Source organism: Helicobacter fennelliae, from assembly GCF_900451005.1.
Lineage (GTDB): Bacteria > Campylobacterota > Campylobacteria > Campylobacterales > Helicobacteraceae > Helicobacter_B > Helicobacter_B fennelliae.
On sequence record NZ_UGIB01000001.1, the window covers coordinates 15,915 to 41,963 of the forward strand.

At 37.8% G+C, this 26,049-nt stretch carries 39 protein-coding genes and 1 pseudogene; 5 read left to right on the forward strand and 35 right to left on the reverse strand.

The features are described from left to right. Positions 1-6: 6 nt before the first annotated feature. From map to rpsJ, 22 genes and pseudogenes are all read right to left on the reverse strand, one after another. Positions 7-765 carry a type I methionyl aminopeptidase gene (map, locus tag DY109_RS00110; RefSeq protein ID WP_023948036.1) on the reverse strand — a complete coding sequence of 253 codons (759 nt, stop codon included), beginning with the start codon at positions 763-765 and terminating at the stop codon, positions 7-9. Then, positions 766-2,025 carry a preprotein translocase subunit SecY gene (gene secY, locus DY109_RS00115; RefSeq protein ID WP_023948038.1) on the reverse strand — a complete coding sequence of 420 codons (1,260 nt, stop codon included), beginning with the start codon at positions 2,023-2,025 and terminating at the stop codon, positions 766-768. Positions 2,026-2,034: 9 nt separating this feature from the next. Continuing rightward, the gene (rplO, locus tag DY109_RS00120) at positions 2,035-2,478 is read right to left on the reverse strand and encodes a 50S ribosomal protein L15 (protein WP_023948040.1); all 444 of its coding nucleotides are present in this window, start codon (positions 2,476-2,478) and stop codon (positions 2,035-2,037) included. 21 nt (positions 2,479-2,499) lie between these two features. After that, positions 2,500-2,940 carry a 30S ribosomal protein S5 gene (gene rpsE, locus DY109_RS00125; RefSeq protein ID WP_023948042.1) on the reverse strand — a complete coding sequence of 147 codons (441 nt, stop codon included), beginning with the start codon at positions 2,938-2,940 and terminating at the stop codon, positions 2,500-2,502. A gap of 9 nt (positions 2,941-2,949) precedes the next feature. Next, complete coding sequence (gene rplR / locus DY109_RS00130) at positions 2,950-3,306, reverse strand: 50S ribosomal protein L18 (protein ID WP_023948044.1); 357 nt, start codon at positions 3,304-3,306, stop codon at positions 2,950-2,952. Positions 3,307-3,318: 12 nt separating this feature from the next. Then, entirely contained in the window at positions 3,319-3,855 is a 537-nt protein-coding gene (gene rplF, locus DY109_RS00135; protein ID WP_023948046.1) for a 50S ribosomal protein L6, read from the reverse strand. A 9-nt stretch (positions 3,856-3,864) separates the two neighbouring features. Next, positions 3,865-4,260, reverse strand: a complete 396-nt coding sequence (gene rpsH / locus DY109_RS00140; RefSeq protein WP_023948048.1) for a 30S ribosomal protein S8 — start codon at positions 4,258-4,260, stop codon at positions 3,865-3,867. A gap of 10 nt (positions 4,261-4,270) precedes the next feature. After that, complete coding sequence (locus tag DY109_RS00145) at positions 4,271-4,456, reverse strand: type Z 30S ribosomal protein S14 (protein WP_034549599.1); 186 nt, start codon at positions 4,454-4,456, stop codon at positions 4,271-4,273. Between the two features lie 2 nt (positions 4,457-4,458). Further along, complete coding sequence (rplE, locus tag DY109_RS00150; RefSeq protein ID WP_023948052.1) at positions 4,459-5,004, reverse strand: 50S ribosomal protein L5; 546 nt, start codon at positions 5,002-5,004, stop codon at positions 4,459-4,461. A gap of 3 nt (positions 5,005-5,007) precedes the next feature. Beyond that, complete coding sequence (rplX, locus tag DY109_RS00155; RefSeq protein WP_081714895.1) at positions 5,008-5,238, reverse strand: 50S ribosomal protein L24; 231 nt, start codon at positions 5,236-5,238, stop codon at positions 5,008-5,010. Further along, a complete protein-coding gene (gene rplN, locus DY109_RS00160; protein ID WP_023948056.1) occupies positions 5,238-5,606 on the reverse strand; it encodes a 50S ribosomal protein L14 in 369 nt (122 codons plus the stop codon). The genes rplX and rplN overlap by 1 nt, the downstream gene beginning before the upstream one ends. A 1-nt stretch (position 5,607) precedes the next feature. After that, entirely contained in the window at positions 5,608-5,868 is a 261-nt protein-coding gene (gene rpsQ, locus DY109_RS00165) for a 30S ribosomal protein S17 (protein WP_023948058.1), read from the reverse strand. A gap of 4 nt (positions 5,869-5,872) precedes the next feature. Next, the gene (rpmC, locus tag DY109_RS00170) at positions 5,873-6,061 is read right to left on the reverse strand and encodes a 50S ribosomal protein L29 (RefSeq protein WP_034549602.1); all 189 of its coding nucleotides are present in this window, start codon (positions 6,059-6,061) and stop codon (positions 5,873-5,875) included. Next, entirely contained in the window at positions 6,048-6,473 is a 426-nt protein-coding gene (gene rplP, locus DY109_RS00175) for a 50S ribosomal protein L16 (protein ID WP_023948062.1), read from the reverse strand. The genes rpmC and rplP overlap by 14 nt, the downstream gene beginning before the upstream one ends. Before the next feature lie 5 nt (positions 6,474-6,478). Beyond that, positions 6,479-7,183 carry a 30S ribosomal protein S3 gene (gene rpsC / locus DY109_RS00180; RefSeq protein WP_023948064.1) on the reverse strand — a complete coding sequence of 235 codons (705 nt, stop codon included), beginning with the start codon at positions 7,181-7,183 and terminating at the stop codon, positions 6,479-6,481. A 179-nt stretch (positions 7,184-7,362) separates the two neighbouring features. Next, positions 7,363-7,722: pseudogene (gene rplV / locus DY109_RS00185) on the reverse strand (50S ribosomal protein L22); the annotation flags it as partial. Positions 7,723-7,731: 9 nt separating this feature from the next. Beyond that, positions 7,732-8,013, reverse strand: coding sequence for a 30S ribosomal protein S19 (gene rpsS / locus DY109_RS00190; protein ID WP_023948068.1), 282 nt, complete (start codon positions 8,011-8,013; stop codon positions 7,732-7,734). 9 nt (positions 8,014-8,022) lie between these two features. Beyond that, positions 8,023-8,850, reverse strand: a complete 828-nt coding sequence (rplB, locus tag DY109_RS00195) for a 50S ribosomal protein L2 (RefSeq protein WP_023948070.1) — start codon at positions 8,848-8,850, stop codon at positions 8,023-8,025. A gap of 13 nt (positions 8,851-8,863) precedes the next feature. Then, on the reverse strand, positions 8,864-9,145 hold the full coding sequence (locus DY109_RS00200; protein WP_023948072.1) for a 50S ribosomal protein L23: 282 nt from the start codon (positions 9,143-9,145) through the stop codon (positions 8,864-8,866). Further along, entirely contained in the window at positions 9,146-9,775 is a 630-nt protein-coding gene (rplD, locus tag DY109_RS00205; protein ID WP_023948074.1) for a 50S ribosomal protein L4, read from the reverse strand. It abuts the gene before it with no gap. A 17-nt stretch (positions 9,776-9,792) separates the two neighbouring features. Beyond that, a complete protein-coding gene (gene rplC, locus DY109_RS00210; protein ID WP_023948076.1) occupies positions 9,793-10,371 on the reverse strand; it encodes a 50S ribosomal protein L3 in 579 nt (192 codons plus the stop codon). Between the two features lie 32 nt (positions 10,372-10,403). Further along, a complete protein-coding gene (gene rpsJ / locus DY109_RS00215) occupies positions 10,404-10,718 on the reverse strand; it encodes a 30S ribosomal protein S10 (protein WP_023948078.1) in 315 nt (104 codons plus the stop codon). A 321-nt stretch (positions 10,719-11,039) separates the two neighbouring features. Here rpsJ and DY109_RS00220 point away from each other — a divergent pair, with 321 nt between their 5' ends. Next, on the forward strand, positions 11,040-12,101 hold the full coding sequence (locus DY109_RS00220) for an AAA family ATPase (protein ID WP_023948080.1): 1,062 nt from the start codon (positions 11,040-11,042) through the stop codon (positions 12,099-12,101). Between the two features lie 19 nt (positions 12,102-12,120). On the opposite strand, the gene DY109_RS00225 is transcribed toward DY109_RS00220, so the two are convergent. From DY109_RS00225 to DY109_RS00265, 9 genes are all read right to left on the reverse strand, one after another. Next, a complete protein-coding gene (locus tag DY109_RS00225) occupies positions 12,121-12,720 on the reverse strand; it encodes a YigZ family protein (protein WP_023948082.1) in 600 nt (199 codons plus the stop codon). Positions 12,721-12,734: 14 nt separating this feature from the next. Further along, positions 12,735-14,564 (reverse strand): menaquinone biosynthesis decarboxylase, encoded by a 1,830-nt coding sequence (locus tag DY109_RS00230; RefSeq protein ID WP_342352884.1) that lies wholly within the window; start codon positions 14,562-14,564, stop codon positions 12,735-12,737. A gap of 261 nt (positions 14,565-14,825) precedes the next feature. Next, complete coding sequence (locus tag DY109_RS00235) at positions 14,826-15,563, reverse strand: YggS family pyridoxal phosphate-dependent enzyme (RefSeq protein WP_081714896.1); 738 nt, start codon at positions 15,561-15,563, stop codon at positions 14,826-14,828. After that, on the reverse strand, positions 15,505-16,470 hold the full coding sequence (locus tag DY109_RS00240) for a beta-ketoacyl-ACP synthase III (protein WP_023948088.1): 966 nt from the start codon (positions 16,468-16,470) through the stop codon (positions 15,505-15,507). The genes DY109_RS00235 and DY109_RS00240 overlap by 59 nt, the downstream gene beginning before the upstream one ends. A 27-nt stretch (positions 16,471-16,497) precedes the next feature. Continuing rightward, entirely contained in the window at positions 16,498-17,490 is a 993-nt protein-coding gene (gene plsX, locus DY109_RS00245; protein ID WP_023948090.1) for a phosphate acyltransferase PlsX, read from the reverse strand. A 25-nt stretch (positions 17,491-17,515) separates the two neighbouring features. After that, positions 17,516-17,665 carry a 50S ribosomal protein L32 gene (gene rpmF / locus DY109_RS00250; RefSeq protein WP_023948092.1) on the reverse strand — a complete coding sequence of 50 codons (150 nt, stop codon included), beginning with the start codon at positions 17,663-17,665 and terminating at the stop codon, positions 17,516-17,518. Between the two features lie 10 nt (positions 17,666-17,675). Beyond that, positions 17,676-18,026 (reverse strand): DUF177 domain-containing protein, encoded by a 351-nt coding sequence (locus tag DY109_RS00255; protein ID WP_023948094.1) that lies wholly within the window; start codon positions 18,024-18,026, stop codon positions 17,676-17,678. A gap of 3 nt (positions 18,027-18,029) precedes the next feature. Further along, the gene (gene ndk / locus DY109_RS00260; protein ID WP_023948096.1) at positions 18,030-18,443 is read right to left on the reverse strand and encodes a nucleoside-diphosphate kinase; all 414 of its coding nucleotides are present in this window, start codon (positions 18,441-18,443) and stop codon (positions 18,030-18,032) included. A gap of 133 nt (positions 18,444-18,576) precedes the next feature. After that, positions 18,577-19,485, reverse strand: a complete 909-nt coding sequence (locus DY109_RS00265; protein WP_023948098.1) for a lipid A biosynthesis lauroyl acyltransferase — start codon at positions 19,483-19,485, stop codon at positions 18,577-18,579. A 246-nt stretch (positions 19,486-19,731) separates the two neighbouring features. Between DY109_RS00265 and DY109_RS11210 the strand changes: the two genes are divergently transcribed. Next, positions 19,732-20,076 (forward strand): hypothetical protein, encoded by a 345-nt coding sequence (locus DY109_RS11210; RefSeq protein WP_181461835.1) that lies wholly within the window; start codon positions 19,732-19,734, stop codon positions 20,074-20,076. Next, positions 20,024-20,641: an FkbM family methyltransferase gene (locus DY109_RS00275; RefSeq protein ID WP_181461836.1), complete on the forward strand. Its 618-nt coding sequence runs from the start codon at positions 20,024-20,026 to the stop codon at positions 20,639-20,641. Before DY109_RS11210 ends, DY109_RS00275 begins: the two co-directional genes overlap by 53 nt. Here the strand turns inward: DY109_RS00275 and waaC are convergent. The 3 genes from waaC to DY109_RS00290 are packed head-to-tail and all read right to left on the reverse strand — an operon-like array spanning position 20,598 to position 23,385. Next, the gene (waaC, locus tag DY109_RS00280; RefSeq protein ID WP_023948104.1) at positions 20,598-21,674 is read right to left on the reverse strand and encodes a lipopolysaccharide heptosyltransferase I; all 1,077 of its coding nucleotides are present in this window, start codon (positions 21,672-21,674) and stop codon (positions 20,598-20,600) included. The two genes, DY109_RS00275 and waaC, sit on opposite strands and share 44 nt — an antisense overlap. After that, on the reverse strand, positions 21,671-23,134 hold the full coding sequence (locus DY109_RS00285) for a Ppx/GppA phosphatase family protein (RefSeq protein ID WP_023948106.1): 1,464 nt from the start codon (positions 23,132-23,134) through the stop codon (positions 21,671-21,673). The genes waaC and DY109_RS00285 overlap by 4 nt, the downstream gene beginning before the upstream one ends. Further along, positions 23,134-23,385 carry a YfhL family 4Fe-4S dicluster ferredoxin gene (locus DY109_RS00290; protein WP_034549609.1) on the reverse strand — a complete coding sequence of 84 codons (252 nt, stop codon included), beginning with the start codon at positions 23,383-23,385 and terminating at the stop codon, positions 23,134-23,136. The genes DY109_RS00285 and DY109_RS00290 overlap by 1 nt, the downstream gene beginning before the upstream one ends. Before the next feature lie 266 nt (positions 23,386-23,651). On the opposite strand from DY109_RS00290, the gene DY109_RS00295 reads away from it, so the two are divergent. Both DY109_RS00295 and DY109_RS00300 read left to right on the forward strand, forming a co-directional pair. After that, the gene (locus DY109_RS00295; RefSeq protein WP_235148491.1) at positions 23,652-24,077 is read left to right on the forward strand and encodes a hypothetical protein; all 426 of its coding nucleotides are present in this window, start codon (positions 23,652-23,654) and stop codon (positions 24,075-24,077) included. 364 nt (positions 24,078-24,441) lie between these two features. Then, positions 24,442-25,143, forward strand: coding sequence for an ATP-grasp fold amidoligase family protein (locus DY109_RS00300; protein ID WP_115737867.1), 702 nt, complete (start codon positions 24,442-24,444; stop codon positions 25,141-25,143). Positions 25,144-25,596: 453 nt separating this feature from the next. Here the strand turns inward: DY109_RS00300 and DY109_RS00305 are convergent, their stop codons facing one another. Further along, on the reverse strand, positions 25,597-26,046 hold the full coding sequence (locus DY109_RS00305) for a peroxiredoxin (protein WP_023946291.1): 450 nt from the start codon (positions 26,044-26,046) through the stop codon (positions 25,597-25,599). Positions 26,047-26,049: the final 3 nt, after the last annotated feature.

A 26,049-nucleotide genomic window follows, 5' to 3' on the forward strand; every position in this document is an offset into this window, starting at 1 on the left:
CTTTTTTTAAATTTGAGTCAGTATTGTTGCACGCCCACCTATAATGGCGATCGTATGCTCATAATGACTACCATTCATCTGATCTTTGGCGACTACTGACCAATTATCCTCCAAAATAAGTGGCTCTCCATTTTTTTGGCACACCATAGGCTCTATGCAAAATACCATTCCCTCTCTGATTTTTGGTCCTTGGTTTGGCTTGAGATTGCCAAGATAATTTGGAATTTCTGGTTCTTCATGAGGCTTTCTGCCAATCCCATGCCCGCAAAACCCCTCTAATGGAATAAAGCCTTTGTTTGTGATTGTTTGCTCCAAAAACAAACTTAACTCCTTGAAATGCATACCGACCCTGATCGCGCCTATCGCCTCATAAAGTGTGTCTTTAGCACAAGCGATAAGATTCTCATCATCACTGCTGATTTTGCCAATGCCTATTGTGATAGCTCCATCTCCATACCAGCCATTTTGCTCAACGCCCAAATCCACGCCCAAAATATCACCTTCTTGAAGCCGATAATCAGTAGGAATACCATGGATAATCACAGCATTTAATGACAAGCAAGTTGCATTAGGAAAGTCATATAAGCCCTTAAACGCAGGCTTGGCATTTTGAGATAAGATAAAATCCTCTGCGATTCTATCAAGCTCCAAGAGACTTACACCGACTTTAGCATGATTTCTAACAACCTCGAGAGTTTGTGCGACAATCTGCGATGATTGACGCACAAAGTCGATTTCTTTTTTATTGCGGATATAAATACCCACTTAAAATCCTACGGCACTCAAAGTTTTATATTTATTCATATATACTTGAGCTTCTATTTTTCGCATTGTATCAATAGCAACCTGCACGACAATAAGCACTGCTGTCCCACCAAAATAAAAAGGAACACCCAAAAATTTCACCAAAAGCCAAGGCAATGTCGAAACAACCGCCAAATAAAGCGAACCCCAAAGTGTCAGATTATTTGCAACAGAATTTAAAAATGATGAAGTTCCTTCTCCTGGTCGCATACCCGGAATGTAGCCACCTTGACGCTTGAGATTATCTGCAATATCTTTTGCATTAAACACTATCGAGGAGTAAAAATATGCAAAAAACACAACAAGCAAAAACATCAAAATATGATGAAAAAAGTGGTTTGGGCTCAAAATATCAGCTATGGTTTGGAGATATTTATTGCTTGAAGCTTGCAAAAGCGTAGATGGAAACACCAAAAGAGCCGAAGCAAAAATTGGTGGAATAACCCCACTAAGATTTAACTTTATCGGAATGTAGTTCATTATTCTTTTGTTTTGATTCTGCATGATTACTTTTCTTGCATACGAAATCGGTATGCGTCGCTCAGCAAGCTCAATAAAGACAATAAAACAAATTGCAGCTACAATCACGCACGCAATTACAATAAGAGCAAGTATATTAATATCACCTGTATTGACAAGCTTAAATGTAGAGCTAATAGCTGCTGGAATCCCAGAGACAATACCACCAAAAATGATAAGGCTAATACCATTTCCAACTCCCCGTTGGGTGATTTGCTCTCCAATCCACATTAGCAACATAGTCCCTGTCAGCATAGCAAAAACAGAAATGACTAAAAACTCTTTCATATCAATTAAAATCGCACCATTTATGCCATTTCCGATACTTCTTAAGCCAAAAGATACGCTTATAGCCTGCACAATAGTAATAAAAATCGTTACATAACGAATGATTTGCATATATTTTTGCATACCATCGCGCTCTTTTTTCATCTTGCCTAATGTAGGAAAAGTAGCCGCCAAAAGCTCCATAACAATAGAAGCTGTAATATAGGGCATAATACCAAGCGAGATAATACTCAATCGCTCAACCGCATTTCCACTAAACATATTAAATAAGCCTAAGGCATTATTACTATTTTCACTAAAAAACAACTTGATAGCAACCAAATCAACACCCGGAATCGGAATATATGCTAAAACGCGATAGAGAAATAAAAATCCTAAAGTGATGAGAATCTTATTGATAATTGCTTTACTCATAGCCTATTTCTACTTTTGACCGCTAACGATCACATATTGATCTTTGATTTTTGAAGCAAGATTTGAAGCATTTGTGCCAATAATCTTGACAAGCGCCTTTGGTTCTTTTGTGTTTTGTCTTTGAGATTCTCTCACAACATAACCGGGCAATTTATGAACGCTCTGAATAGATGCGATAGTAATCTCTTCCAAATCTGCGATTTTTTTGATTTTGTTTAGGTTAATCACATAAGGTTTTTGGGTATGAGTGGTGAAGCCAACTTTTGGAAGTCTTCTTTGAAGTGGTTGCTGTCCGCCTTCAAAACCTCTTTTTGCTTTATATCCTGTTCTTGCTGTTTGCCCTTTTCCGCCTCGTGTAGAGGTTTTGCCCATACCACTACCTTGTCCTCTTCCTACCCTTTTGGTGTATTTTACACTTCCAAGTGCTGGCTTAATCTTATGCAACGATGCCATTGTATCTCCTTTAATAGCTTATTATGCTTTAATCCGCGCCAAAGCATCAAAAGTTGCTCTAACGACATTATAAGGATTGCTTGAACCCAAAGATTTTGTCAAAATATCTTTGATTCCAGCAAGCTCGATTACAGGGCGAGCTGAACCACCTGCGATAACGCCTGTCCCCTCACTTGCGGGCTTAAGCAGAATCCGACTTGCATTATATTTATGCTCAATATCATGTGCTATGGTTGTGCCTTTGATATTGACTTTGATTACATTTTTAAACGCATCATCAATGGCTTTTTTGATCGCATCTGGAACTTCTTTTGCCTTTCCCAAACCAAAACCTACCATTCCATTATGATTGCCAACTACAACAAGTGCATTAAATCGGAATCTACGACCACCTTTTACAACTTTTGTTACTCTTCCGATATTGACAACCACTTCACTAAATTCTTCTCTGTTGATTTCCATATTTTCCCCTTATAGTTTTATTCCATTTTCTCTTAGCGAATCAGCAAATGTCGCTACAACTCCATGATATAAATATCCATTTCTGTCAAATATAGCTTGAGAGATACCTTTTTCATTCAATGCTTTTGCAAATATTTTTGCAATCTCTTTTGCATTCTCTTTGTTGTTGCCAAGTTTGAGTTTTTTGCCATCTACACAAGCGATCGTTGTATGTGTCGTGTCATCAATAGCTTGAGCGTAAAAATACTTATTAGAGCGAAAAATACTTATTCGAGGACATTGCGCATTTCCGCTGATTCTGCTTTTGATGCGCATTTTTCTTTTGAGTCTTAATTTCTTTTTTAATTCCAAAACTTTTGTCGTCATATTTAACCCCTATTACTTCTTAGCTGTTTTTCCAGCTTTGCGTATGATGATTTCATCAAGATATTTTATCCCCTTACCTTTGTATGGTTCTGGCGGTCTAAATTCTCGAATCTCCGCTGCGATTTGACCGATTTGCTGCTTGTCATTACCTTTGATGATGATTTGATTTTTATCAACACTCATCTCGACATCTTTTGGTATTGTGTATTTTATAGGGTGAGAAAAGCCCAAGGCAAGCTCTAATACATTTCCTGCAACATTTGCTTTATACCCGACACCATTAATCTCCAATGTCTTGCTAAAGCCTGAAGTCAAACCGACAACAATATTATAAGCCAAAGCTCTATAAGTCCCCCAAAACGCTCTTGATTGAGGTTCAGAATCTATGGAGGTAAAGATTAATTCCTTATCCTTGATCTCAATCTTGACACGATTATAAGTTTCTAACTCTTTTGTAGCCTTAGAACCCTTAAACACAATTTTGCTTCCTTCGAGATTCACTTGAATAGAATCTGGAATGCTAATAGGTTTTTTTCCAATTCTTGACATATCATTCTCCTACCAAATACTGCACAAAGCTTCGCCACCAACATTGGCTTTATACGCTTCTTCGTTGGCGATCACGCCCCTACTTGTGCTTACAACAATAATCCCATAGCCATTTTTAAATCGCTTGAGCTCTGAACGACCTTTATACACACGGCGACCCGGCTTACTGATTCTTTTGATTTCATTGATAACCGATTTTCCGCGTTCATCATATGCTAATTGCACCAAAATAGATTGTTTGCCATTTTCATCTTTTACACTATATTCTTTAATAAAACCTTTTGATTTAAACACTTCCAAAATAGAGACAACAATCTTTGCATAATACAATGTTGTTGATTCAAGTCTTCTCATTGAAGCATTTCGAAGTCTTGTCAAAGAATCTGCAATAATATCATTTACCATACTTTAATCCTTACCAACTTGCTTTTCTTAAACCCGGAATTAATCCTTCATTGCCCATCTTCCTAAGGCACACTCTACACAAACCAAAATCACGATATACAGAATGTGGTCTCCCGCACACTCTACATCTCGTATAAGCTCTAGCACTAAATTTTGCTTTTCTATTTGTCTTAGCAATCATTGATTTTTTAGCCATAATTATCGTCCTTTTGAAAATGGTATGCCAAATAATTCCAGAAGCTTATATGCTTGCTTATCCTCTTTGGCTGATGTAACAATCGTGATATTCATACCATGAGTTACCATAATATCATCATAAACAACCTCTGGAAACATTAGTTGCTCATTAAGCCCAAAACTATAATTTCCTCTCCCATCAAAACCATTTCGAGATACACCCCTAAAGTCTTTCACTCTTGGAAGCGAAATCACAATAAGCTTTTCAAGAAAGTTATACATTTGATTGCCTCGAAGCGTTACTTTAACACCCATAGGCATTCCTTCTCTCATCTTAAAGCCTGCCACAGATTTTTTGGCTTTTGTGATAATAGCTTTTTGCCCAGCGATCAAAGAAATCGTATCAGCAATATTTTGCATGATTTTAGAATCTTTTGCATAATCACCAGCCCCAACACTTACGACGATTTTTTCAAGTTTTGGCAAAAGCATAGGATTAGTAATATTAAGCTCTTTTTTCAACTGCTCTTTAATTTCATTTTTGTATTTAGCTTTCAGTGCAAACATAAACTACTCTCCCTCTTTCTTAATATTTGAAATATGGATAGGTTTTTCTTTATTAATAAATCCACCTTTTTTATTTTCATCAGTGGGTTTAATTGCTTTTTTTGCAACCTTGCAACCTTCCACAATCACTTGGGCTTTTTTAGGAAACACTGATAGCACCTTTCCAACCTTTCCTTTATCATCACCAGCGATAACTTTGACCATATCGCCTTTTTTAATTTTATACTTTACCACTACAATACCTCCGGAGCTAACGATACTATTTTCATAAAGTTTGCATATCGCACTTCTCTACTTACAGGACCAAAAATCCGCGTGCCAATTGGCTCTTTTTTGGAATCCAAAATCACAGCCGCATTATCATCAAAGCGGATCAAAGAGCCATTTGCACGATGAACTTCTTTTGTCGTTCGGACGATAACAGCTTTGACAACTTGCGCTTTTTTGACCTTACCATTTGGAATGGCTTTTTTTACAGATGCGACAATCACATCACCTACCGTTGCATATCTTTTATGGCTACCGCCTAATACTTTGATACACATAATTTCTTTTGCACCGCTATTGTCAGCGACATTTAATCTTGTAAAACTCTGTATCATATCACACTCCTACCGCTACGATTTCTTTGAGATTAAAAGATTTGTTTTTAGAGATAGGTTTGCACTCGATAGCTGTGATTACATCACCGATCTTGACTTGATTTTGTTCGTCATGTATTGTGTATTTTTTAAATCGCTTAACGATTTTACGATATTTTGGATGAACCACCTTGCGCTCAACTAAAATAACAACACTTTTATCTCCCGCCTTTGAAACAACTTTGCCTTGTATAATTCTGTTATGTGTTTGAACTTGACTCATACTCTCAATCCTTTTTGGCAGATATTGCTGTATTGATTCGCGCAATATCTTTTCTTAGCATTGCAATTTGACTTGGATTTGTTAATTGCATAGTTTTAAGCTTTAAACGCAATTCAAAAAGCTCCGACTTTTTCTCGCTCAACATCTTTTTGAGTTCACTCAAATCTTTATCTTTCAAATCAATAAATTTCATTTTCACTCTCGCTCGTTATAATTTTTGTTCTAAAAGGCAATTTACTTTGGGCTAAAGCCAACGCCTCTCTAGCTAGGGCTTCATCTACACCTGTTATCTCATAAATCACTCTTCCGGGCTTGATATTCATTACCCATTTTTCCACAGCACCCTTTCCTTTACCCATTCTCACTTCAAGTGGTTTTGCTGTCAATGGCTTATCAGGAAAGACGCGTATCCACACCTTACCGACTCTCTTAATATGACGCGTCAAAGCAATTCTTGCCGCTTCGATTTGTCGAGAATCTATTCTACCAAGCTCAAGTGCTTTGATTCCGATATTGCCATACGCTAAAGTTGAGCCTCGAAATGCCTTACCACGATTTCGACCCTTCATTTGCTTTCTATATTTTGTTTTTTTAGGCATTAACATAATTACTATCTCCCTCTTCTAGATTTTGGGCGAGAATCTTTTGAATCATTTGATTCATCTTTTCTTTCAGGCTGTATGCCTTTTTGGAGGATTTCACCCTTAAAGATCCACACCTTTACGCCAATAATCCCATAGGTTGTGATCGCTTCTGCAAAACCATAATCAATTTTTGCGCGCAAAGTATGCAAAGGAACTCTGCCTTCCATATACCATTCAGTTCTTGCCATTTCAGCTCCAGCCAAACGACCAGAAACTTTGACTTTAATACCCTTTGCTCCAGACTTCATAGCTGCTTGCATCACTTTTTTCATCGCTCTACGAAATGCTACGCGCTTTTCAAGCTGTGTCGCCACATTTTCGGCTGCTAATTGCGCGTTAGCTTGCGGTCGCTTCACTTCTTTGATATTGATTGACACATCTCTTTTAATCAAAGATTTCAGAGCTTCTCTTTTATTTTCAATGTCTGCGCCTTTTTTACCGATAATGAGTCCCGGACGAGCGGCAACAACAGTAACTCTCACTTTTGCTGCTGCTCTTTCGATAATAATTTCACTAATCCCAGCATAATACAGCTCTTTTTTAAGGAATTTGCGTATTTTGTGATCTTCAATGATATTTGTTGGTGCAGTTTTTGTATTTGGAAACCATCGCGAAGTCCAGTTTCTATTAATGCCTAATCGGAGTCCTATTGGATTAACTTTTTGTCCCATAGCTATTTATCCTCACCTTCAGTTTTTTTCGCTTTTTGTTTTGTTGTGCTTGCACTACTTTTTGCCACTTTTGTTTGTGGTTTTTTTGCAGGAGTTTGCGTGCTTTGAGCTTTAGTGCTCTTATTGGCTTTTTTGCTTGTCTCATTTGCACTAGATTCTGCTTTATTTTGAGTCAAAGCTTTGGTTTTGCTTTTTGATGAGGCTTTTTTTGCATCAATTTCACTTTGTGTCATTACCTCTACAAACACATGAGATGTTGGCTTACGAATAGGTGTAGCCCTACCTCGCGCCCTTGGCATAAATCGTCTCAAAACAGGACCTGCATCTACTCTACAAGAATGAATCACAACATTGTTTGCCTCATATCCTCCATTTGCAATAGCCGAAGCAACAACCTTTGCGATCACTCGTGCTGCTTTATTTGGCGTAAATTCCAAACTTGCCAAAGCTATTTCAGCATTCATACCTTGAATCTCTCTTGCGACCAAACGAGCTTTTGTCGGTGATAGTCTGATAAATCTTAATAATGCTTTACTCATTGAAAACCCCTATTTGCCTATTTTCTTTTGAACACTGCCTTTGTGTCCTTTAAATGTTCGTGTCGGGGCAAATTCACCAAGTTTATACCCTACATGATTTTCTGTTACATACACTGGAACAAACACTCTGCCATTATGAACATTAAAAGTCATACCAATCATATCTGGTAAAATCGTGCTTCGTCTTGACCAAGTTTTGATTGGTTTATTGTCTTTTACCTGCTTAGATTTAGCCACTTTTTTAGCCAAATGGTCGTCAATAAAAGGACCTTTTTTAATTGATCTTGCCATTTATTTTCCTTATTTTTTCTTTCTTGAAATGATGAGTCTATCACTTGCTTTTTTGCGTCTTGTTTTGTAGCCTTTAGCTGGTAATCCCCAAGGAGATACAGGATGTCCGCTTGATCCTGTTTTACCTTCACCACCACCATGTGGGTGATCAACAGGGTTCATCGCGCTTCCTCGAGTTTGTGGGCGCACACCCAAATGTCGATTGCGTCCAGCTTTTCCTATCGAAATATTGATAAAATCCTCATTACCAATAACTCCGATTGTCGCCATACATTCATCTAAAATATAGCGCATTTCACCACTTGGCATACGCAAAATAATATACTTACCTTCGCGTCCCATAATCTGAGCACTCGCACCTGCACTTCGAGCAAGCTGACCACCAGCTCCGGGGTGCATTTCGATATTATGGACAATTGTTCCTATTGGTATGTTTTTTAATTTCATCGCATATCCAGTTTTGATGTCTAGTCCCGCTTCTGCCGCAATCACAACATCACCAACATTTAATCCACTTGGTCGCAAAATATAACGTTTATCGCCATCTTTGTATGTGATAAGCGCAATCCGACAATTTCTAAATGGATCGTATTCGATCGCGCTTACTTTTCCTTCTGTATTGTATTTATTGCGTTTGAAATCAATAATACGATAGAGCTTTTTTGCGCCTCCTTCTTTATGGCGACTTGTGATTCTGCCATTATTATTGCGTCCAGCTTTGACAGGCAATTTCACAAGAAGTTTTCTTACACTTGCTTTTGCCGTAATATCATCTGAACTTAAATTGCTCATAAACCTTCGACTTGGGGTATATGGTTTATATGTTTTTATTGCCATATCAAACTCTCCTTTACGCAGTTAGCGAATCAATCTTCGCGCCTTCTGGAATCTTGACATAAAATTTCTTATACGAATTTCGTTGTCCGACTCTTCCCTTAAAACGTTTCACTTTGCCTTCTTGTCTCAAAGAATTAATCCGAAGAGGTATTACTCCAAAATAATCAATAAACACTTGCTTAAGCTGATTCTTCGTTACTTTTGTAGAAGTTTGCACGACAAGAACTCCGCTTTCTTGAAGAGATAAGGATTTTTCTGTGTAAAGAATTGATTTAATATCAGTTATATCAGCCATTTATTTCTCCTTATGTCCAGATTCTAAAAACTGCTCAAAAACGGCTTTTTCAATCACAACAGCATGAAAGGCAGCCACCAAATACGCATTCATCTCGCTAGAATCAATAAAATAACATTGTTGAATATTGCGATATGCCAAAAAAGTCTTTTCGTCTTGTATGGTTTGAGCGACAAAAAGCACGCTTCGTTCATTAAGGCTTTTAAACACATTAAACGCGTCTTTTGTTTTGCCACTCGCAATCGCTAATGAATCAACCACATACAACTTGCCATTTTCTGCTTTTTGTTTGATTGCATATTCAAGGGCAAGTCGTTTTTGCTTTTTATTGATTTTGAGATCATAGTTTCTGTTATTGCTTGGTCCATGAGAGACACCACCTCCTACAAATACAGGAGAAGTGATACTTCCAGCCCTCGCTCGACCTCCGCCTTTTTGCGACCATGGCTTTTTGCCTCCGCCACTTACTTCACCTCTTTTTTTTGCTTTTGCGTTATTTGCTCTTAAAGAAGTCAAATAAGATTTTATATAGAGATAAAGATTATGCTCTTTGATCTCTGTATAATTTTTAGGCAAAGCAATTTCACTTGCTTTTTTAAATTGATTATCTAATACTATTGCACTACTCATTTAGATTCCCTTTGGATTTATTTTACAATTTTTATTTTGCCGTATGCCCCATTGTATCCAGCGACAGAACCTTTGACAACCAATACATTGCTATCTTTATCAAAAGATACAACATCTGCTTGCGTTGTTACTTGCTCATTTCCATAATGCCCTGCCATTTTTTTACCCGGCTGCACGCGTCCTGGCCACTCACGATTCCCAATAGAACCCAATCTCCTGTGGAATCTACTTCCATGCGCTGCAGGACCACCTTGAAAATTCCATCGTTTCATAGCTCCGCTAAACCCACGCCCTTTTGTCTTAAAAGTCGCTTTAAGTCGCTTTGCACTATCCAAACTAGACATATCCAAATCACCAACTTCTGTATTGCTCACAGAAATCGTAGCAAATCGGTTAAACTCTTTGCTGAGATTGTATTTTTTTTGTTGTCCAACTATACTTTTATTTGTTACTTTGCCTTTTGGGTAAGCAACGATGGCTTGCCCGCATGATTTGATTTCACACACTTTGGCATTCAAAACCCTTAAAAGCGTAACTGGAATACTAGGATTTCCGATTGTCCGACTCATCCCGACTTTTTCTACTAAAAATTCCATACTTTTTATCCTTGAAATAAATTATTTTGTTGCTATTTGTTTCCCATTGAAGTTACTTCAACATCTACCTCTGGAGCCAAATCAAGCTTCATCAATCCCTCAACCGTATCAGGTGTCGCAGAAATAATATCAATAATCCGAGAATGCACGCGGATCTCAAACTGCTCGCGCGAATCTTTATTGACATGGGGAGAGCGCAAAACCGTGTATTTTCTACTTTTTGTTGGTAGCGGAATAGGTCCGCAAATCTCTGAACCTGTTCGTTTTACTGCCTCAACTATCGAAGCCACAGACCTATCAAGCACCCTGTGATCATAAGCTTTAAGCTTTAATCTAATTTTTTCCATAACTCTTCCTTCCATATATTAAAGAACTCATTGCCTTTTTGGCTGCCAAATCATAGTGTCTCTCTACAATAAAGCTAGCCATAACTAAATACTAGTGGGCACATCTATATAGTATTGAGACGCGCCCACAAGACAACGCTACCAAAATCGGAACGCAAATTATAAAAGAAAATCAAAAATTAGTCAATACCTTTTCCCATTTTTTAGGACTTATCATATAATTTAATTTCCTTTTAATAAGGAAGTAAATCATCATCGCAATTCATCAATGCATTGCATATTTTTCGCTACGATTTACTCAAATCAAAACAAAGAACATCAATGATCGACTTCACGCACACTTTTTATGAAAAAACCAAAAATTTCTCTATATTTCCGCGATCCTCTATGCCCAAAAACAAAAAACTCCTCTTGTATGGACCGCCAAGAAGTGGCAAAACCTCCATAGCCTTAGAGCTTGCGAATTCTGCCAAAAAAGTGCTTTATATCGATGGCTCTGATATAAGATTCCGCATTGCTGAAGCACAAAGCACGCTCTTAAAGCTCTTTTTAGAAAAGCGATTTGATTTTCTCATTATTGATAATTTCTCCCCAAATATCCCTCTACCAAATACATCAAACATCATCTTAATTACGCCACAAATAGCGCATTTACCAGAATCTATCCTCTCAACTTTCACAATCCAAAAAATCCTCCCGCTGACATTTCAAGAATATGTCTCTTTCACCAAAAAATCCCTTTCACTAGAATCTATTTTTTCAAACTTCCTCAAAGAGGGTAATATCCCTGAAATACCATTTTTACCGGAGTTTAAAAAGCTTGAGCGCAATCAAGAGATTGTAAAACTTAGATTCTCCCAAGATCTTAATATTTTTTGCTCCTTGCTTTCATATCAAGCGCAAAAATTCAGCATTTACAATTTTTACACCATACTCAAACAACACACCAAAATCTCAAAAGACAGAATCTATCATTTTATCCAAACCCTTGATGAAGAAGGTATCATCGCCAAAGTCCCGCATATATCAGCAAATCAGCCCCAAAAACTTTATTTTTATAATTTTGCTCTACCTTATTTCATCTCCGCACAGCCAAATTTTCAAGCCATTTTTGAGAATCTCATTTATTGCGAGCTTGCCCGAAGTGCGACATCGATTTATTATGATGAATATTGCGATTTTTTAGTTGATGATTGCGTGTATTGCGCCACGCCATTTCCCACACAGCACACAATAGCCCAAAAACTCTCACAAATCCAATCCACACACAGCATAATCAAAAAAATCATTTTTATCACCATAAAGGCTCAAGAGCCCCAAACACCGCCTCATCATAAATACTCGATAATAAATTTTATCGACTTTGCGCTCAATGATGAGTAGGATTTAGATTCTATGCAAATTAGATTCTAGAATCCAATATAATATTTCTCTTTTTACATTCATTTTGAAATGCCCCCATATCCTCGCCTATCCCTTGAATAGAAAGCCAAATCACATCGGATAAAAACTCTTGATGTGTGATTGTGAGATGATGGGCTTCAAGCAAAAATTTCAGTCTCTCAAATTGACTATACGCACATCGGATATGCAAAGTATCTTGCTTGCTATATGGCACGATGAGTTGGGTATTTTTGGCGTTTGTGATAGCACTCTGCACTGCTTTTGTATAAGCCCTCACAAGCCCGCCCACACCCAAAAGCGTGCCACCAAAATACCGAACTATAATCACCCCAGAATCTACAATCTCCTCGCCCCGCAAAACATTCAAACTCGGCACTCCAGAGCTTCCTTTTGGCTCGCCATCATCACTGCTACATTCACAAATTTGATCAAATTCGTTACTATACCGATACGCATACACAAAATGCACAGCCTTTGGGTGATGAGCCTTCAATGAAGCAAGCACAGAATCAAACTCTGCATAAGGGCAAAGTGTGCTAAAAAATTTTGATCCTTTTGACTCAAAGCTCCCCTCAACACTTGAGATGACGCGATACATAAAGTAATCAGCCCCTAAGTGTGTGGTGAATTGCAAATATGAAAGGCTTTAAGCATTCCTTCATGGATTTCAAACCCTTTCTTGATGAGATTTTCTATCACCTCCATATCGCAATCCGTCTCTAAGGGCCACTGGCGCAAATACCCATCATCTTTGTTTTTGTCTGTCGCATCAACAAACACTTGAGAATCTAAAATCTTTATATCCCTTTTGGCATCGATATTATTTACAATCCTCCATACAAGCATATATGGGTTATTAAGATCATTTTTGTGCGCATCGACAAAAATAGCAATTTTTAGATTCTGCGCCATATCCTGAAGCCTCTCTACATGATCCAAAACTCTGCCCTGCTTAGCAATCCCAATAATCGCGATAGGAATTTCTGCATCTATACCATACTGACGCACGATCTGCACTTGTGGCATTTTTGATTTGAGATTTTCACACAGCTCATCATCACTACATAGCACAAAAGTCTGCGCCTCATGGAGCTCCTCACTCACATCAAGTCCTAATTTCCCGCCATACGCATAATTTGGGCTTGAATGATCGAGCGCATCACACACCCCTTCGCTAATGAGAATCCGCTTTGTGCTAAAGCGATTCAAAACATAAGTCAGCACTTCTTGATAGTTTTCAAGGCTTGGCGCATCTTCGCCCAAAAATAGCGCGTGCTTGACAAAACTCATCTGCCCTACACCCCAAAATGCATGCATAATCTGCTTGGCATGTCCTGGGTATTGTGGGGCGATTTTGGCAAAGATAAGATTATGAAACACCCCATTTTCTGGCATATGATAATCAAGCAATCCATGAGCTGTGGTTTGGAGCAATGGTAAAAACACGCGCTCAGTCAAATACCCCATATATTTATCCTCTAATGGTGGCTTTCCAACGACGCTTGCTGGGTAAATTGGGTTTTGCTTTTGTGTAATCGCTGTAACTTGAAGCACTGGATATGGCTCAATTGGTGTATAAAACCCGGTATGATCGCCAAATGGTCCTTCATCTTTTAGCACACTTGTATCGACAAACCCCTCAATCACAATATCACAATCCGCCGGCACACTAAGCTCATTATTTATGCATTTGACGACTTTTGGACGTGATTTTTTGATAACCCCATAAAGCATCAGCTCATAGATTCCATTTGGCAGCGGTGCCTGCCCGCACCAAGTATAAAGCGCATCACCGCCTAGCCCTATGCTTACTGGCATTTTTTTGTTGTGTTTTTTGTATTCATGAAAGAAATGCGCAGAATCTTTATGTATCTGCCAATGCAACCCAAGCTCATTTTTGCTATGCACTTGCAGACGATAGAGCCCTAAGTTTTTTTTCTTGCCTTCTAAATCTTGCGTATAAACCTGCCCCATTGTGATAAATGGTGCTGCATCACGCTTCCAAGTCGTAAGGATAGGAAATCTATACAAATCCACCTCATCGCCGATATAGCGCACGCTTTGACAAGGAGCATTTTTGACTATTTGAGGAAGTGTAAAGCGCAAAGAGGCGTATTTTTTCAAGGTCGCAAAAATCGATAGCAAGCCTTTTGGTGGTGCGAGATTAAGGAGATTTTTTATCTGTGTGGCGATAGATTCTGGGCTTTGTGTGGCGATAAGCTCCAAACGTTTAAACGAGCCAAAAATATTCATAAATACAGGAATGTCAAATGATGTGCCATTCCTAGAATCTATCGGACGTGTGAAAAGTAACGCCTTGCCACCATTTGGCTTTTTGACCTCAAGATACGCCAAATGCGGAATCTCCAAATAAATATCAAGCGGTGTATCAATAATCTCAATCTCATTATGTTGCTTAAAAATCTCAATGAGTGTATCCATATGCATTCCTAGCTGTATGATAAAGCCCACAATAACCCAAAACCTCAAAGCCACAAACTCCAAAGCCAGCAAAACTTAAAGCCTGCTAATAGCTTATCGTGCTTGTCTAATGTGCGCTAAAATTTAGATTCTAGCAAAAACGCCCTTAAATCTAAACAAAATATCATCTTAAGGACAAAACACAAAACCTAGAATCCACTTTGTCATTCTAAGCACATCTAAATGTAATATTAAAGAGCTATGCAATATAGATTCTGGTATTTATTCAAAAAGTGCAGAGCCTATACGCACCATATTTGCTCCGTTTTGAATCGCTAATTCAAAATCTCCACTCATTCCCATTGACAAAATCTCCGCACCTTGAAGTGTGTCAAAGGCTTTTTTGGTCTGCTCAAAGCACTTTGCGATTTGCCTTTTGTCATCGACATTTACGCCGATTGTCATAATCCCTTTGAGTCGAAGGTTTGCGCAAGTGTGCGTAATCTGGGCGTATATATCACTGATAGATTCTAGTGCAAAACCATGCTTAGAATCCTCCTTTGAAGCATTGACTTGCAACAAAATATCTTGCACCATACCGCGCGTTTGGCATTTTTTGTCAAGCGCGAGTGCAAGCGCAAGAGAATCCACAGAATGCACCAAAGAAGGTTTAAGAGAGAGTAAAGTATTGATTTTATTGCTCTGAAGCGTGCCAACAAAATGCCATTCAATAGGCAGTGTAGCAAGGTCTGTGGTTTTGGATTTGAGATCTTGGACTTTGTTTTCGCCAAAAGCCCTCTGCCCTGCCTCATACATACACTCAATGTCGCTTGAAGTGTGGTATTTGGAGACGGCTATGAGCTTAATGATTTGATGTGAGGAATAGCTTAATCGCGCGTTTTCGATTCTTGCGATAATGCGCTTGAGATTTTTGGCAAATGCTTTTGACTTCACTTCAGCCCTACTCACCGCCAAAATAAAGAAGCGCTGATCCCCAAGTAAGCCCACCACCAAAGGCATCTAAAAGCATTAAGTCGCCATTTTTGAGCTTGTTTTGATTATACACCTCATCAATCGCCATAGGAATGCTTGCTGCTGAGGTATTGCCATATTTATGCACGGTAAGCACGACTTTTTCATCGGGTAGATTGAGATGTTTAGCGACTGCAGAGAGGATTCTAGAATTAGCTTGATGAGGAATAAAATATGTTAAATCATCTGCGGTGATGTTGTTTTTTTGCAAAATAGATTCTGCATCGCTAATGATTGTTTTTACAGCAAGCTTAAAAACTTCGTTGCCTCTCATCTCTAATATCGGCGGACGTGAGGCTGTCGGTCGTAAAGTCCTTAGCAAATCTTTATAATCACCATCAGCACTGATATGGACATCAATGATAGATTCTGCTTTTTTGGTCGTGCTAGAGATCACCGCAGCTCCCGCACCATCGCCAAAAAGCACACAAGTGCTTCTATCACTAAAATCTAAAACACTGCTTATTTTTTCAGCACCTATAATGAGGATATGTTGGTATGCACCAGATTCTATGAAGCTTTTTGCAATGCTTAATAAATAAATAAACCCACTACACGCTGCTACAATATCAAATGCTGGTTTATTACGAATGCCAAGCTGCGCGCTGATAATGCATGCATTTGATGGCATAGCAAAAAAATCCGGACTCAAAGTCGCGCAAATCACCATATCAATATCGCTAGGCTTAAGCTTGGCTCTTTGGAGCGCGAGTTTTGCAGCTTCTACTCCCAAATCACTACTTTTTTGAGATTCTGAAGCAAAATAGCGGGTTTTAATCCCTGTGCGCTTAGTTATCCACTCATCGCTTGTATCAAGGGTTTTTTCAAACTCCGCATTTGGAATACATTTTTGCGGAATATATGATGCAATCGAGCGCAAAGAAGCGTAATTCATATTTGTCCTTTTTGTCCCTCAATTATTTTAGTTTGGATTTTTCAGTTTGAACGCATTTGCGATTGAATCACATACATTAGATTCTATCGCATTGATAGCCTGATAAAGCGCATTTTCAATCGCCCTTGCATTTGATTTGCCATGACTAATGATGACGACTTTATTTACACCAAGCAATGGCGCACCGCCGTATTCTGCGTAATCCACTTTCTTTTTGAGGTTTGCAAAGGCTTTTTTCAAGAGCAATCCACCCAACATTCCTAGTATAGAGGATTTGATCTCGCCCTTTAGGATATGGCTAATAGAAGAAGCGACTCCCTCACTTGCTTTTAGCACGAGATTCCCGCTAAAACCATCACAAACAACAACATCTACGCTTCCATTAAAAATATCACTTCCTTCGACATTACCCTTGAAAAATGGATAAGCCTTAAGCATTTTGAATGCTTCTTTGGTAAGCTCATTTCCTTTAGAATCCTCCTCACCATTTGCAAGCAACCCCACGCGCACATCATTATAGCCCATTACACTTTTTGCATAGCTTTCACCCATAATCGCAAATTCAACCAAATATTCAGGCTTACAATCAGTATTTGCCCCAGCATCAAGAATCATACTTGGCTTTGGGGTGATCGTTGGCATAAGCGTGCAAATAGCAGGTCGCGTTACACCCTCAATCCTACCTAATCGCAAAGTCGCTAGACTCATTGTAGAGCCACTATGTCCGGGCGATACAAGCGCGTCTGCATTATTTTCACGCACTAAATCTGTCGCGACATAAATCGAGGACTCTTTGCGCTTCAATGCGTCCGTGGCACTCTCGTGCATACGGATAAAATCCTCACAATGCACAATCTCAATTTGCGGAAAAAACTCTTTGCTCACCAAAGGTTCAATCAATGTCTTATCGCCAACCAAAAAAGCCTTAAACTCTTTTGTTTTGAGTGCTTGCAAAACACCACCAACAATAGGCGCGACACCATTATCTGCGCCCATAACATCGATTGCTATTTTTAACATATATATCCTTATATATTAGGTGAGATTATTTATAAGAACCGCTGAATTTATTGATATGATGAGGCATTTTCCAGCTTCCGTCTTTGTCTTTTATAGGTTTAGCAAGAGCGACTTTGTAATGCGTTCGTCTTTTTGCTGCTCGTGTTTTGCTTACGCGTCTTTTTGGAACTGCCATGAAAACTCCTTTATGTAGATTTTATATGATAATCTGATTGAATCGACTCTATCTCGCTTTCTAAGATATAATCCAAATCAATAAAGCCATCAAAAAACTCGATAACATCAAATGTTTCAAAGTTTTGGCTTTGTATATCCCACATACCATCTGAAATATACAAAACCAACTCTTCATCAATTTTTTGTAAAAACTCCTCTCCGCTTCTGTCGCATACCAATTTCAAATCACCTGCCAAACGCGCTTGAAGATAAAAGAGATTGCCACTTTTTGCGCTGATTTCTCCACTTAGCTTCAAGCCATCTTTCTCCAAGCTGAATTGCTTAGGAGAAGAATGTATTTTTCGGGCTTCTATGCGCATTAATTAGCAAATTTCTCTTTGAGAAAAGAAAAAAGCTATTTCTTTTTGTGCGTTTTCAAGGCTATCGCTTCCATGCACAGCATTTGCATCGATACTTTCAGCAAAATCAGCGCGGATCGTTCCAGCTGCCGCTTCTTTTGGGTTTGTAGCTCCCATTAATTCGCGATTTTTAAGCACAGCATTTGCTCCCTCCAAAACCATAACCACAACAGGACCGCTCACCATAAATGCGACCAAATCGCCAAAAAATGGGCGATCTTTATGCACTCCATAAAACGCTTTGGCATCACATTCTGAAAGCTGCAATTTTTTCATTGCTACAATCCTTAATCCATTTGATTCAAAACGTTCAATAATTTTTCCAATGACATTTTTTTTGACTGCATCAGGCTTAATAATTGAAAGAGTTTGTTCCATTTCTTCTTCCTTTTCATTTTTACAATTTTTAATTATATTTGATATTTACTTAAAAACTTTTGAACGCTGTAAAATTTTTATAAGATTCTCAATCTGCAATAATTTTAGATTCTAATCCTCTTTTTGTTGTATTTTAAGTATATATCTCTCTATAAAAATCCTTCCACCGCTTGTGAAACCAAAACCAGCTTGAAGGATTCTCTTTGACGACTTTTGAGGTTATATCTGCTTGAAGTTGTGTCGCATACTTAATGTCTGCTTTAGAATCTGATGAATGGGGAGCAAAAATTGGCGGATAAAATTGCACTTTAAAGCGCGAATAATCCTCATTCATATCGATAAAAACAGGCACTATGCCAACATCAAATCGCCTTGAAAGCACCGAAGCTATGGTTGTATGCGTTGCTTTTTTGTCCATAAATTCTACAATCTCGCCTTCTGATGCAGAAATGCTTTGATCGACTAAGATTCCAACCAAAGCGTTTTTTTGCCCATAAAGCTTGAGGAGATGGCGAAAAGCACCGGATTTATTGATAAATGTAACGCCTTGTAGCTCTCGCCTTGAAATAATCAAAGAATCCACACTTTCAATGCCTGTAAGCCTACCAAGACTTGCCATTTGGCATTGTCTATACCGCGGAGGCAAAAAAGTCGCCATAGCTTCCCAATACCCAAAATGCGCGGAAATAAGCACAGCACTTCCTTGATTATCAAGACAATCAAGCAAATATTTCTCATCAACCACATCAAAGCGTCTGCTATGAGTGGCATAAGGGATCTTCGCCACTCGTATGCTCTCAAGTATCACAAATGCAAAATTGCGATAACACCGCTTGATAATATGCTGTTTTTGCGCTTGACTTAGAGAATCTCCATAAATAAAATTCAGATTATGTAAAGCATCTGTATAACGTCTTTTTTTGTCCAAAACGCGCATAAGCCACGCCAAAGCATCAATACACGCCAAAAAGACTCGATGAGGAACAATAGCCAACACACTCCCCAACGCTTCTATAACCCAAACCAGAATCTTACCTGACACATTAACCCCTAATTTTCTAAATTTGCACCAAGGCATTATAACGAAAGTTTTTGACAAAACCCCTTAACATACAAAATCACTTCCATACAGAATCTATGCAAAATCTCAGAATCTCATGTGGATTCTATATAAAATCTACGCAAAATCCAAAATCTACAAAAGAAATGGCATCTTGGATAGAAAATCAATCCGACTATGCTATAATCTCAAATTTATCTCGCAATCTTACACAAAAGGACAAAACCCATGCAAAAAGAAACATTTCTCCAATACCTCACACGCAAAATCAAAAGACAAAAAGGCGATTATAAAACGACTATTCTTTTTTCTCAACGCGTGCTTAACCTCAATCCATGGCGCAAATACCAAACCCTCAAACAATTCCTCGCTCAACTTAGTAGTATTCCGCTCATTCAAAACGCAATCTGCGATCCAAAAGGTCTAAGTGGCTTTAATCTCAAACTTCATAACGCCCATATCCAAAAACATCATTGCGATATTTTTTATAATCTCTATTATAAAGCTTCAAAAGGTGTGTTTGGGGGGGGGGGCTACGACAAACACACGCTCACTCAATTCTCTAGATTCTGATACAAATTCTCATGTAAAATCTCATAAACCTGTTTGTATTGATTGTGGTGTGCATGCTGGATTGATAAGCGATATTCTTTTAGAATGCGGAAGTATCGTGTATGCGTTTGAGCCAAATAAAATCCTCCACTCTTTCTTAGAATCCAAATACCAAAACAACCCAAATATAATCCTCCACCAAGCCGCAGTATCTGACAAAAATGGCACGACTACATTTTTGCTTAGCGATAGCACATCTCAAGGCAATCGCATAAGCGAGAGTGGCGATAATGACTCGATTTATGATGATGGATCATATGAAGTTCAAGTTATTGATTTGGTCGAATACATCAACACGCACATTTTGACAAAATTTGACAGAATCTATTTTCTAAAGCTTGATATTGAGGGCGCAGAATTTGACATTATGGATAAAATCATGGAATACAAGCTGTATGAAAAAATCGATTTCATCGCTTGTGAGACTCACGAGCGGTATTTCACAGACGGCGAAGCAAAGATTAAAAAACTCCGCAAATTAGTCAAGCAAGCGAATGCGAAAAATATCCTTTTGGATTGGATTTGATCGCCAAAAATAGCTCATACACGCTTTGTGGCGTGATATGATTAATCGAAAAGTCATTTTTATCATAGCTTGGATTCTCATTGCCACTTAAATAGTGATTTATAGGCGATGTCAAGGCAAATCTCTGTGGTGGGGTATTGCCATAAAGCGTGATTGAAGGTCTTTGCAACGCCCATGCCAAATGCGTAATCCCCGTATCGCCACCGATTGCCATATCAATGCCTTGCATTATCCCCCGCACTTCTAGTAAATTCATCTTTGGCAAAATCACCGCCTCACCATCAAGCCCCTCATAAATGCTTTGTGCTTTGGCTTTATCATTATGAAAAAGTATAAAAATCCTCACATCATCTTGAAGCATTTTTTTGCCAAGGGCTATAAAATTACTTGCAGAGTAGGTTTTGGAAGGCAGAGAAGATTCTATGATAAATAGCACATTTGGCTTTGTTTTGTGTAATGCATCTAGCCTATATTCATCACGCACCACAAACGCCTTATGCCTTTGATGTAGCATTTCATCTAGGAATTCTTTGGATTCTGGGGCTTTTTGGAATTGAGGATTTTGTAGATTCTGCCCGCATAGCTCAAGCGCAAAGGTTATGAGTTTTGCATTGCGTTGCAGGATATGAGATTGATATGGAATCTTTATTGTTTTATTATACGCAAGCGCGCTTAATGATTCTTTGGCACTCAAAAACCCAAAACCCAAAAAATCTTTTTTAGGAATTATTTTGCCAATTAAAGCTGATTTGATAAGCCCTTGCATATCAAGTAGCACATCATAGGGCTTTAGAGATGAAAGTTGAGAATAAAGGGTTTTGAGGTAGCAGAATCTATGTGATTTAAGATTCTGCTTGAGTGGAAAGCTATGAAGCGTATCGAGCATTTGGCTCTCTTGCAAAATCCCCTCAAATGATGAATCAACAATCCAATCAATCTCACAACTCCCAAGTGATGAGCGCAAAAATGGCAAAAACGTCGCGCTTACAATAATATCTCCAAGAGAGCTTAAGCGGACAATCCCAATCCTCAATTCACAAACTCCAAATTAATTTTTGTAGGTGAAGTGAGATTCTGTGTGAGTTCTTTGGAGAGATAAAGTGGCGTGTCTGTGTGGATTTGAAGCGTTTTATCAAAATACACATAGCGGATTTTACTCTCATTTGTAACCGCAAGCGCATACGCCAACGAAATAACATAACTTAGCCACTGCAATGTCTGAATAGGCGGCATAATGTCGCTTATACTGACTATGGTTTCATCTTTGGGAATCCTTTTGTTGATATATTCGACAAGCAAACACACAATAGCCCTATCTGTATGCGAGAATCCATAATCCAAGCCATGAAGCAAAAAATACGCCCCATGATCGTTTTTGCCATAAAAATTCAAAAACACCCCTATATCACAAAGTTGAGAAACGACATTTAAGTAGAATCTACATGTGTAATCAAGATTATGAGCAGGCTTTAGCACATCAAAGAGTAGTAATGATTGCTTTGAGATATTTTTGAGATATTTTTGATGAGCCTTGCATCGATCTTTGAGGGCTATAAGTGAAGGGTAGATTCCATTTGGAAATCTAAAATTCTGCCCACGCAACATATCTGCCAAAAACACTCCCTCGCGCACACCCACGCCACTTGCGGTTATTTTTTTGGCGCCAAAATGCTCTAAAAGCAGCCAAAAAATCAACGCCCCACTTCTGATATTATCTCGCCTATCCACAGGCACGCCGATTTCCTCTAACCTTTCTTCTTTTGTCTTATAAATCATTTGGATAAAGTTTTTGCACTCTTTGACAAGAATCTCATAGCCATGTATCGTTTTTATCGGATATTTGGTTTGTTTGCTATTGATTTTAGCAATCGCACGAATAGTCCCGCCAATCCCAAATACATTGTCATGCACGAAATGTTTAGGTAATTTTTTCAACTCATTTTTGATAAATTCTTTTGCAGCCTCTAAGCCTTTATGATGATCAAAAAATAACTCTTTGAGTCGTATAGTCCCTAGCTTTAGCGAGATGAGATCATACACTCTGCCATCTTTTATGATCGCGCATTCTGTGCTTCCTCCGCCAATATCAATGGTGATTCCATTTTTGTTGTGAGAGAGATTTGCGCATGCTATGCCACCATACCACGCTTCTTTCGCTCCGTCGATGACTTTGATGTCAATGCCACTTTGTTTGCGCGCCATTCTCAAGAATTCCATTTTGTTTGGCGCATCACGAATGGCTGAAGTCGCCACACAAAGCAGTTTTCTAGCAGCATATTTTTTGGCGATAAGCCTAAAATCCCTCAACGCCATTATAGCGCGCCGCATCGGAATCTCTTGAAGATACCCGCCATTTTCATAGCAACCCTCCGAAATGCGAACTTTAGATTTTACCTCATAAATCAAGTGGAATCCATAGCGACTTGTTTTCTCAAAAATAGCCATTCTCGCGGAATTTGAGCCAATATCAATTACAGCAGTAATTTTTGACATTACTCTCCCTTGCTTAAATGCTCAAATTTATACTTCAACTCCTCAAGCGTCTCTGCATTGTCTGGATCAGGCACAATGGCATCTTTTGGACACACACTCACACAACTTGGCTCATCATAATACCCGACACATTCTGTGCAAAAATCCGGATCTATTTGATAAATAGGATCTCCCTCCATAATCGCGCCATTTGGACACTCCTCAAGGCAAGCATCACAGGCGATACACTCATCATTGATCATTAAACTCATTGCATTCCTTCATAATAAATTAAAAATGCGTTTTAACTAAAAAATTCTTAAAAATACTTGAATCTTGAAGCAGAAGTCTAAGAATTTAAATTTTATGATTTAAGTTTCTTATCAACCACATTTACGCTACAATACCCACCTATATCCAGAATCTCAAATTTTAAGTTTAAAAATCTTGAGTTTAGATTTAAGTTTAAGTTTAAGTTTAAAGTCTAAGTTTAGATTTAAAGTTTGAGAGCTTTAATTCTATTCTAAAAGGAGCATTTATGCTATTTTACTTACAACAATGTATAAAGCGATGTATTCCAAATACATTAAAGAATATAGTGCGACATAATAGATTCTATACAGAGTATATTTTGCCATGGCGTTTAAATTATCAACAAAAAAAAGTTGCAAAACTTGATGATGAAACATTTTTAACAATGAGACATAAGCATATATTTGGTTATATTCCTAATTTTAAGAATCCACAAACATTTAATGAAAAAATAGTGCATAGAATGCTTTATGATAGAAATCCAATATATAGTGCATTAGCTGATAAACTCAAAGCTAGAATCTATATTGCTACTTGTTTGCAAGAGCTTCAAAATACTGCAAATATATCTCATACATCAAACATATCTGCTACTATGTCTAATACTACTATATCTATTAATACTATGGGGGGGGGGGCAGAGCAAAAGTAATGCTTTAGATTCTAAGCATTCAAATCTTTCAGATTCTGTTTCTTATTCAAATCATTTAGAATCTTTACATAAAGTAGATTCTGCAACTTTTAATTCTAATTCCTTAGATTCTTTAAATTCAAATTATTCAAATCTTTCTAATCATTTAAAATCTAAAAATTTAGATTTTAGTTTAGATTCTGCTACTCACAAGTTGGATTCTGTTAGTTTAGATTCTAAGCATTCTCAATCTCTTGATTCTGTTTCTTATTCTAATCATTTAGATTCTAAAAATTTAGATTCTGTTTCAAATCTTTCAGATTCTAATTCCTTAGATTCTATTAATTTGCATTCCATAGATTCTGCAACTCTTTCTTTACTCTTTATGCCTATTGATGATATACAAGACAAACTCTTTGAGACAAATACTTGTGAGTTTTTGCCAAAGATTTATGGAATCTATAAGAATGTAGAAGAGATTGATTTTACACATCTTCCACAAAGCTTTGTTTTAAAAACAAATCATGATTGTGGAGGAGTAGTCTTAGTGCAAGATAAAGATGAGTTTTTAAATAATAAAAAAGTATTTCAAGAATCTATGGATAAATTAAAAAAACATTTAAATACAAATTATTATACAAAGACTAGAGAGTGGCATTATGATAATATAGAGCCTAGAGTATTTGTGGAGGAGATGCTTTGTGAAGTGAAAGGTGGAAAATGGAAAGTGCCAGAGAATTATCGATTATTTTGCTTTAGAGAAAATATATTTATACAAATTGATGATGCTAATTATTCAAATACCCATAAACGATGGTTTTATGATGACAAATGGAATTTTCAAGTCTTTAGCTACAATATGCCTGTTCGCACAGATGAGATACCAAAGCCAGCGACTCTTGAGGGTATGATAAATATTGCAAAATACCTATCAAATTCCATTGATTTTGTGCGTGTTGATTTATATACGATAGGCACAAAAATTATAGCAGGAGAACTAACCCTTACACCTGTGGGTGGAACGGGTAAATTTACTCCTAAAATTTGGGATAAAAAACTCGGTGATTTATGGAAGATTAAAGCCTAGATTTTAGATTCCAAAACAATTCTAGTTTGGATTCTGGATTTTTTCCTTTTACAATACTTGGGACTTTGGGTTAAAATGACAAAATTATGTGTCACTGCAAGCAATCGTGAGATTGCGTGATAATTTACGATGAGTTTAGATTCTCTTTTGCTTCGTCCTGCCGTCCTCGCAATGACGATTTAGAATCTAGAATCTATGCAAACACAAAGGAGCGTAAAGAAATCCTCTATTTTTAGCTTATTTTTGTAGTTTTGCAAGTTTAGCGAGTGAGTCGCACTTTTCGTGCGTCGCAATGAGCTAAACGAAGCAATCTGCAAAAAGAAGCAAAAAGAAGCAAAAAGAAGCAAAAAGAAGCAAAAAGAGAGGATTTGGATTCTAGAATCTAGAATCTAGAATCCAAAATCCATTTATCACCTTGTCATTCTGGGCTTAATGAAAAGTAGCATTGAGAATCTAAAGCAAATCAAGTATAAACTGTGCGTGGGCTTTGGCTCTAACATTATAAAAAGCATGCAAAATGATTCCATTTTGTATCACAAAAGTTGATCGGATAATCCCCATAACCTCCTTGCCATACATCATCTTTTTGCCAAACGCACCATACAAACTTGCCACTTTTTTGTCAGGATCGCTAAGCAAAATATGCTTGAGATTGTGCTTTTGGATAAAGTTTTGATGAGATTTTGGGCTATCTGGACTGATACCTATCACGACAGCATTTTTTTTGATAAATTCATCAAGCAACGCACTAAAATCGCTCGCCTCCAAGGTGCAGCCCGGCGTATTGTCTTTGGGATAAAAATACACAATAAGTGTTTTGCGTCCAAAATCTTTGAGGCTTATCTCCGCTCCATCATTATTTGGAAGTGCAAAATCTGGCGCTTTATCATTAGGCTTTAGCATAAT

Coding starts and splice junctions, on each gene's coding strand:
- DY109_RS11210 (WP_181461835.1), top strand. CDS start 19,732: ATGCAAAAAGAAACATTTCTCCAATACCTCACACGCAAAATCAAAAGA.
- rpmF (WP_023948092.1), bottom strand. CDS start 17,665: ATGGCAGTTCCAAAAAGACGCGTAAGCAAAACACGAGCAGCAAAAAGA.
- DY109_RS00255 (WP_023948094.1), bottom strand. CDS start 18,026: ATGCGCATAGAAGCCCGAAAAATACATTCTTCTCCTAAGCAATTCAGC.
- rplD (WP_023948074.1), bottom strand. CDS start 9,775: ATGAGTAGTGCAATAGTATTAGATAATCAATTTAAAAAAGCAAGTGAA.
- rplR (WP_023948044.1), bottom strand. CDS start 3,306: ATGACGACAAAAGTTTTGGAATTAAAAAAGAAATTAAGACTCAAAAGA.
- rpmC (WP_034549602.1), bottom strand. CDS start 6,061: ATGAAATTTATTGATTTGAAAGATAAAGATTTGAGTGAACTCAAAAAG.
- DY109_RS00290 (WP_034549609.1), bottom strand. CDS start 23,385: ATGAGTTTAATGATCAATGATGAGTGTATCGCCTGTGATGCTTGCCTT.
- secY (WP_023948038.1), bottom strand. CDS start 2,025: ATGAGTAAAGCAATTATCAATAAGATTCTCATCACTTTAGGATTTTTA.
- rpsE (WP_023948042.1), bottom strand. CDS start 2,940: ATGGAAATCAACAGAGAAGAATTTAGTGAAGTGGTTGTCAATATCGGA.
- DY109_RS00145 (WP_034549599.1), bottom strand. CDS start 4,456: ATGGCTAAAAAATCAATGATTGCTAAGACAAATAGAAAAGCAAAATTT.
- rplF (WP_023948046.1), bottom strand. CDS start 3,855: ATGTCAAGAATTGGAAAAAAACCTATTAGCATTCCAGATTCTATTCAA.
- DY109_RS00305 (WP_023946291.1), bottom strand. CDS start 26,046: ATGCTAAAGCCTAATGATAAAGCGCCAGATTTTGCACTTCCAAATAAT.
- DY109_RS00225 (WP_023948082.1), bottom strand. CDS start 12,720: ATGTATCGCGTCATCTCAAGTGTTGAGGGGAGCTTTGAGTCAAAAGGA.
- rplC (WP_023948076.1), bottom strand. CDS start 10,371: ATGGAATTTTTAGTAGAAAAAGTCGGGATGAGTCGGACAATCGGAAAT.
- rpsQ (WP_023948058.1), bottom strand. CDS start 5,868: ATGAGTCAAGTTCAAACACATAACAGAATTATACAAGGCAAAGTTGTT.
- DY109_RS00295 (WP_235148491.1), top strand. CDS start 23,652: ATGCTATTTTACTTACAACAATGTATAAAGCGATGTATTCCAAATACA.
- rpsH (WP_023948048.1), bottom strand. CDS start 4,260: ATGGTAAATGATATTATTGCAGATTCTTTGACAAGACTTCGAAATGCT.
- DY109_RS00285 (WP_023948106.1), bottom strand. CDS start 23,134: ATGTCAAAAATTACTGCTGTAATTGATATTGGCTCAAATTCCGCGAGA.
- rplN (WP_023948056.1), bottom strand. CDS start 5,606: ATGATACAGAGTTTTACAAGATTAAATGTCGCTGACAATAGCGGTGCA.
- rplB (WP_023948070.1), bottom strand. CDS start 8,850: ATGGCAATAAAAACATATAAACCATATACCCCAAGTCGAAGGTTTATG.
- DY109_RS00235 (WP_081714896.1), bottom strand. CDS start 15,563: ATGCCTTTGGTGGTGGGCTTACTTGGGGATCAGCGCTTCTTTATTTTG.
- DY109_RS00300 (WP_115737867.1), top strand. CDS start 24,442: ATGCCTATTGATGATATACAAGACAAACTCTTTGAGACAAATACTTGT.
- rplP (WP_023948062.1), bottom strand. CDS start 6,473: ATGTTAATGCCTAAAAAAACAAAATATAGAAAGCAAATGAAGGGTCGA.
- DY109_RS00230 (WP_342352884.1), bottom strand. CDS start 14,564: ATGGATACACTCATTGAGATTTTTAAGCAACATAATGAGATTGAGATT.
- plsX (WP_023948090.1), bottom strand. CDS start 17,490: ATGTTAAAAATAGCAATCGATGTTATGGGCGCAGATAATGGTGTCGCG.
- rpsS (WP_023948068.1), bottom strand. CDS start 8,013: ATGGCAAGATCAATTAAAAAAGGTCCTTTTATTGACGACCATTTGGCT.
- ndk (WP_023948096.1), bottom strand. CDS start 18,443: ATGGAACAAACTCTTTCAATTATTAAGCCTGATGCAGTCAAAAAAAAT.
- rplE (WP_023948052.1), bottom strand. CDS start 5,004: ATGTTTGCACTGAAAGCTAAATACAAAAATGAAATTAAAGAGCAGTTG.
- rpsJ (WP_023948078.1), bottom strand. CDS start 10,718: ATGGAAAAAATTAGATTAAAGCTTAAAGCTTATGATCACAGGGTGCTT.
- rplO (WP_023948040.1), bottom strand. CDS start 2,478: ATGGCATCGTTGCATAAGATTAAGCCAGCACTTGGAAGTGTAAAATAC.
- rpsC (WP_023948064.1), bottom strand. CDS start 7,183: ATGGGACAAAAAGTTAATCCAATAGGACTCCGATTAGGCATTAATAGA.
- DY109_RS00240 (WP_023948088.1), bottom strand. CDS start 16,470: ATGAATTACGCTTCTTTGCGCTCGATTGCATCATATATTCCGCAAAAA.
- DY109_RS00200 (WP_023948072.1), bottom strand. CDS start 9,145: ATGGCTGATATAACTGATATTAAATCAATTCTTTACACAGAAAAATCC.
- DY109_RS00220 (WP_023948080.1), top strand. CDS start 11,040: ATGATCGACTTCACGCACACTTTTTATGAAAAAACCAAAAATTTCTCT.